This window comes from Bradyrhizobium valentinum (assembly GCF_001440405.1).
Taxonomy (GTDB): Bacteria; Pseudomonadota; Alphaproteobacteria; order Rhizobiales; family Xanthobacteraceae; genus Bradyrhizobium; species Bradyrhizobium valentinum.
The window spans coordinates 1-5085 of the sequence record NZ_LLXX01000166.1 but is presented as its reverse complement, the minus strand read 5'-3'; the positions used below and the strand labels follow the sequence as shown (position 1 = coordinate 5085).

The 5085-nt window shown below is 59.6% G+C and carries 5 protein-coding genes; 4 read left to right on the top strand and 1 reads right to left on the bottom strand.

Annotated features, from left to right (window positions below; translation table 11 throughout):
• Positions 1-279: type 2 periplasmic-binding domain-containing protein (locus tag CP49_RS46750; protein WP_476695632.1), on the top strand; the 279-nt coding region annotated here is incomplete at its 5' end.
• Positions 280-775: 496 nt separating this feature from the next.
• Here the strand turns inward: CP49_RS46750 and CP49_RS29600 are convergent.
• Positions 776-1504: an autoinducer binding domain-containing protein gene (locus tag CP49_RS29600; protein WP_057853673.1), complete on the bottom strand. Its 729-nt coding sequence runs from the start codon at positions 1502-1504 to the stop codon at positions 776-778.
• Positions 1505-2265: 761 nt separating this feature from the next.
• Between CP49_RS29600 and CP49_RS29595 the strand changes: the two genes are divergently transcribed.
• From CP49_RS29595 to CP49_RS29585, 3 genes are all read left to right on the top strand, one after another.
• Positions 2266-4059 carry a ThiF family adenylyltransferase gene (locus CP49_RS29595; protein ID WP_057853672.1) on the top strand — a complete coding sequence of 598 codons (1794 nt, stop codon included), beginning with the start codon at positions 2266-2268 and terminating at the stop codon, positions 4057-4059.
• Positions 4020-4619, top strand: coding sequence for a M67 family metallopeptidase (locus tag CP49_RS49460; protein WP_082646313.1), 600 nt, complete (start codon positions 4020-4022; stop codon positions 4617-4619). The genes CP49_RS29595 and CP49_RS49460 overlap by 40 nt, the downstream gene beginning before the upstream one ends.
• The coding region (locus CP49_RS29585; RefSeq protein WP_197423276.1) for an IS66 family transposase at positions 4567-5085 on the top strand (519 nt) is incomplete at its 3' end. The genes CP49_RS49460 and CP49_RS29585, both read left to right, overlap by 53 nt.

Here is a 5085-nt window from a genome sequence, read left to right as displayed (position 1 = left end):
ACCTCTAAAGACATAAGGTCGGGGGCGCGATATGATCACAATTACCTTGCTCTGCCGGCGGTCATGACGGGAAAATGCCTTCTGGTAGCGCCCGAAATTATTGTCGGCGATCTGGTGCGCGGGGGCGTCCTACAGGTGATACTAGGGTCACGTACTCCCAGCGGCATGCAATATCGGGCCTATGCGGTCGATCGCAGTGACAATCCCGAAATCGCTCGTGCTTTTTGCCGTTGGCTAGTCCGCCTTTGTAAAAAGGCCGCCCTTCCGGAAGCCGCTTAATGCGCATGAGACTATCGCGGCACCTCTAAAACGACATTGCACGGGCCAGTTTTGAAAGAGAGGTCTTGAGATTTTGCGCCGAAGGAACACCGCTACTCACACGGTAGCTGCATCAAGCTGTTTGTTGAATCCTAGCTGGCTGTAACGAAGAGACGTTTTCGTTCGATACCCGTTTCAATGACAAGGAGCCTTTTGGTCTCTTCAAGCCTTGTCGAGGCCCGACCATTCCCTTGCTTATTCCTATTAATGACGCTCTCTCGTAAGAGAGCGTTCATGATGATGTTCAAGCCATCATGGTGGCTAGAAGCGAACAAGGACCATGCCGTGAATACGGTCAGCTGTTCCACCGACAACCCCGTTCGCGTCGGGAACCACGAGCGTGCGCGATCCATGTAGATACTCAGCATCCAGATCGAACAGGGCTGTAGATCAGGTTGGCGCGACGAGCGCCAGGTCTCTTGTGCATCTCGCGCGCGAAATCGGAGGGTGCGGATGATTAGGACAACAAACCACGTCGCATGGCCTCGGCGACGCATTGGGCAATAGATACTGCACTTAGTTTGCGGCGCGCGTTCTCAAGATGAAACACGACAGTTCGCGGTGCAATCTGGACCAGCACTGCGATATCGGCGACAGTTTTTCCGCGCGCGGTCCAGGCAAGGCATTGGCGCTCGCGCTGAGTGAGTTCACTTGCGGCGAGTTTACTGGCAGAGAGTACGTCAAGTCTGGCGGCGACATAACAATGAAAGTGCAACCCGACGAGGTGTACCAGATCCTTCCCGTCGGCCACGAGCAGCTCGGGGTGAAGATCGCGGTCGCCCGTCGCCAGCGTAAATGCAGCCATCCGTCCAAATCCACTCCTGATTGGCACAGTGATGCCTGATCTAATCCCGAAGGTCGTCGCTTCATCGAAGAACCGGCGCTGCTCGCGATTTCCGGCCAGGGCTGACGCCTCGCCTCCCCAGCTGAACAGCGCGTGCTCGGCACGTGCGCGGCGCACCACAGGATCGAGCTGCTGATATCCAAGCTGGAAGTACCGGCTGGTCCAGGATTTTGGATAGGACGAGATCAACATCGGCGTCTCGCCGGTCAGGCGCAGATAGGCAAATCGCTGGAAGCCGAGCCTCTGTGTTAGCCGCGTTGCGACGCGCTCGAATTCATCCGCCGTGGTTGCGGTTTGGATGGCATCAATAAATTCCTGGAAGATGCTTTCGACCGGGCTCATTCCGGCTCTACCATTTGAACATAATCGACGTGCGTCCCGATGACCTCACCCTTCGCCTTTGACGAAGAAGCCGTCCGGGCCTCATAGGTCAGATACGCGACGCCGCGCAGCCGAGCTGGAGGAGCGCAGGAAGACCCTGCCCGTCCGCCATCGCACTTAGTTGGAAATGCCATGACCCTATCTTAGGCGGAAGTCGTTTGTGCCGCCCCAATATGTTCCGCCCGAGTATCGTTGGGAAGGAATAGGCTGGTGAGAGACATCAATTAATCTGATGGACCGTTCTGATTTGGCGATGGATTTGTTCGCATGGCTCTGCGGGTCGTTGAGTGCCACGAGGTGGCCCCTTACCTGATCAAGACGCGCGAAATGTTAGCCCCCGATTCGATATCGGCCGAGCTGAAGCGAAAGGAATATATCTGCACACAACGTGCAGAACGCGTCTTTATTCCGTCGCTGTATTCGTGACGCTTCACTTTTGTCCGAAGCGTACCAACGATTTTGATCTTCTTCCTCCGGCGACATTGTCTCTATTTTTAGTTAGCGCTAAGGAGAACAACGATGCCGCCGGATTTGCGAACGATACGGTGCACTCAGAGTTGATCAGTTAAGCGAAGCAACGAAAGGAATGAGGCATGGCTAAGCCGCCAAAGCCACCACATCCGGAGCATCCTGACGTGCCGCCCGGACCTCCGAGCGAGACGCCGGGCAAGGGTCCGCCGCGCCCCAGCATAGCCGCCTGGACATCGTCCTGTGGGCTAAGTTTGGCTAAGCACAATCATCCCGCTGCCAACCAGGGTTGGTGGACGATCTGGCCGGAGATCTTCAATGCCGAGCTGGCCGCTTTCGCACGGCTGGGCATTACGCCGCGAACTATTCACAAGGGGAACGGGGTCCTGATCCTGGAAGCGGACTGGCCGGTGGATGGGCAGTCCGCACCGATGCTGTTGCGCATCGGGTATTCTCCGCTGCACCCTTTTTTCCGCCCCGCGGTGGCCGCGCCGAACGAGAGCTTCGAGCGGCATCAAACCCCCCTCAGCCGCGAGCTGTGCCTGCTGACGCAGGAATCGGCGCAATGGGACTCCAACCAGCTGGTCGCCGACTTCGTCCAGGAGCGACTGGATCATCTCCTGCGCACCCTCGCGGCCAGAAAAGACGGGCGCTGGGAGGATGCGGCCGAGCTCGAGGAGCAGGTCGCCGACCCATTGATGCCCTACTTCGCGGGAGCCTCGGAAGAGGACTCCGTCATCCTTTTTGACGGTCAGGCGGGGCCACCCTCAGGCCAGCATGGTTTGATGGAGGTGGCCTGCGCCAGTCGATCCACTAAGAGAAACGGCGCTGCTTTCGAAGGAGTCCTGCGGCAGCTGAAAACCAGCACCGGCACGGCGATCGGCAAGCGGTTCGGGTTTCCGGCCGAGCCCGAAGGTGCTCAGGTGATTACCGCGCGGTGGGTGAAGTTTACGCCCCCGCAAACGCCGACGCCGGAGAACTGCTTCGCTTTGCCGAAGAAGAGCTTGCCCGACAGGCGGTGCTGCAGCCGACCAGCGTGCAGAAGGTCAATGACGCTGCGCGTTACCCCTTTTCCGTCACCGGCATCGTGTTCCCGGAGGAACCCGAATACCGTTCGCAGAAGAATGGCGCGGGGTGGCTGTTCCTGGCGACAAGGCGTGGCCTCGCGAACGAAAAAACCGGTGCAGACGAAACAAGGCTCATACGCGGAGAACGCGCCAGCAAGGATGACACATTTTCCCGGTTGCCCGTCGCACTATCTCTTCTCACGAAAAATGCTCTTGTCGTCGGCTCCGGGGCGATCGGAAGCTTCGCGGGCCTCGAAATGGCTCGCGCCGGCGTGGGCGAGATTGCGCTTCTTGATTCGACACGGTTCAGCCCGGCAAAAGCTTGCGGTGGCCTTTGGGCCGAATCGTTTGGGGAAGCAGCAAGGCAATCGCTCTTGCGAACTTCATCGCATCAAACTATTCGTGGACGAAGGCGAGAACCGTAGAGGGGGCCTCGGCACGGCCGTTACCGAACCGGTCGGCATTCCGCGCCACCTGCGAAACGTCCTTACCCCAGTCTTCGATGAGCTGCGTTCCGCCGATGTCGTGATCGACGCCACGGCCTCACCAGAGGTGCAGCTTGCGCTATCCCACTACTGTCGACAATTCCGGGTGCCGTACGTAGTGGGCTATGCGACGCTCGGCGTCGCAGGCGGCGTGGTCGCGCGATTCCTTCCAGCTTCCGCAAGTTGCTTCGTGTGCCTCAACGAGCATTGGAAGGACAAGCAGCACATACCAGAACCACGCGTCGATGATGTCGGCGTCGTCATCCCAGTCGGCTGCAACGCTCCTACATTTACGGGCGGTGGCTTCGATCTGCAGGAGATCTCTCTGGAAATGGTGCGCACGGCCGTGGGGCTCCTCTCGGAGGGGAATTACGATCCTGGCGATTGGGACGTGGCTATACTGGCGCTCAAGGATGATCGAGACGCACGGATGCTGCCCCAGTGGGAAGCATTTCAATGCCCGCCCCATCCCAAATGCTGCGGAGCCGCCCGGTGATCGTCTGGCTCTCCTCACATGTGCTACGGCTAATGTGCAGGCACGCACGAGAGCTGTCCCCACTCGAGAATGGCGGCATCCTTCTTGGCTGGCGGTCCGGCGAGTACCACATCGTCGTCGATTTGCGGGGCCCCGGCCCGCGCGCCATTCACGGGCGGCAATCTTTCATTCCGGATCACGCTTGGCAGGTGAGTGAAATTAACCGCGCTTTCGAGGCAAGTTGCGGCGACCTCGACTATCTCGGTGATTGGCATTCGCATCCGGACGGCATTGCCAAAATGAGTGATCTCGATTCGGCGACGCTCTTGCGTATAGCCCGACGGGTGAACGCACCGCTGATGCTAATCGTAGCCGGTAGCGGAGCGGATTGGTCCCCCCAGTGCTGGAAAGGACAGCTTGCGGGCCGCGACTTTGGCGTCGATTGGTCGCAGCGCCGCAGGAACTCAAAGTCTTTGACCCGCCCACCGCCTGGCCTGGCTCGAGCACAATCTTGCCGCCGCGCATGCAATGATCCTGGCCGAGCGCGCGGCCAGGCTTGTGGCGGAAGCCAGGCTTGCTGAAGCGGCCAATGCTCAGGCGAAGCAATCGAGCACCGAAGCGCTGATCGCCCATCTCAAACTCGAAATCGAGAAGCTGCGACGGACGCTTTATGGCGCGCACTCGGAGCGGTCGGCGCGGCTACTCGATCAGCTGGAGCTTGAGAAGCTTGAGGCGGCCGCGACTGAAGATGAACTCGCTGCCGAGAAGGCGGCCGGGAAGACGCAGACGGTGCGTTCGTTTGAGCGCAAGCGGCCGGTGCGCCAGCCCTTTCCCGACGACATCGAGCGAGAGCGCGTGGTCCTGCCGGCACCGGCGCAATGTCCCTGCTGCGGATCGGCTCGGCTGTCGAAGCTCGGCGAAAGCGTGACCTCGACGCTGGAGGAGATCCCACGCCGGTTCAAGGTGATCGACAGAGTGCGTGAGAAGTTCAGCCCGGACGGTCACTTCAAATTCCCCCACCTGTGGTCGCGCAAACTCCCCCACTTG

Coding starts and splice junctions, on each gene's coding strand:
- CP49_RS49460 (WP_082646313.1), top strand. CDS start 4,020: ATGCCCGCCCCATCCCAAATGCTGCGGAGCCGCCCGGTGATCGTCTGG.
- CP49_RS29600 (WP_057853673.1), bottom strand. CDS start 1,504: ATGAGCCCGGTCGAAAGCATCTTCCAGGAATTTATTGATGCCATCCAA.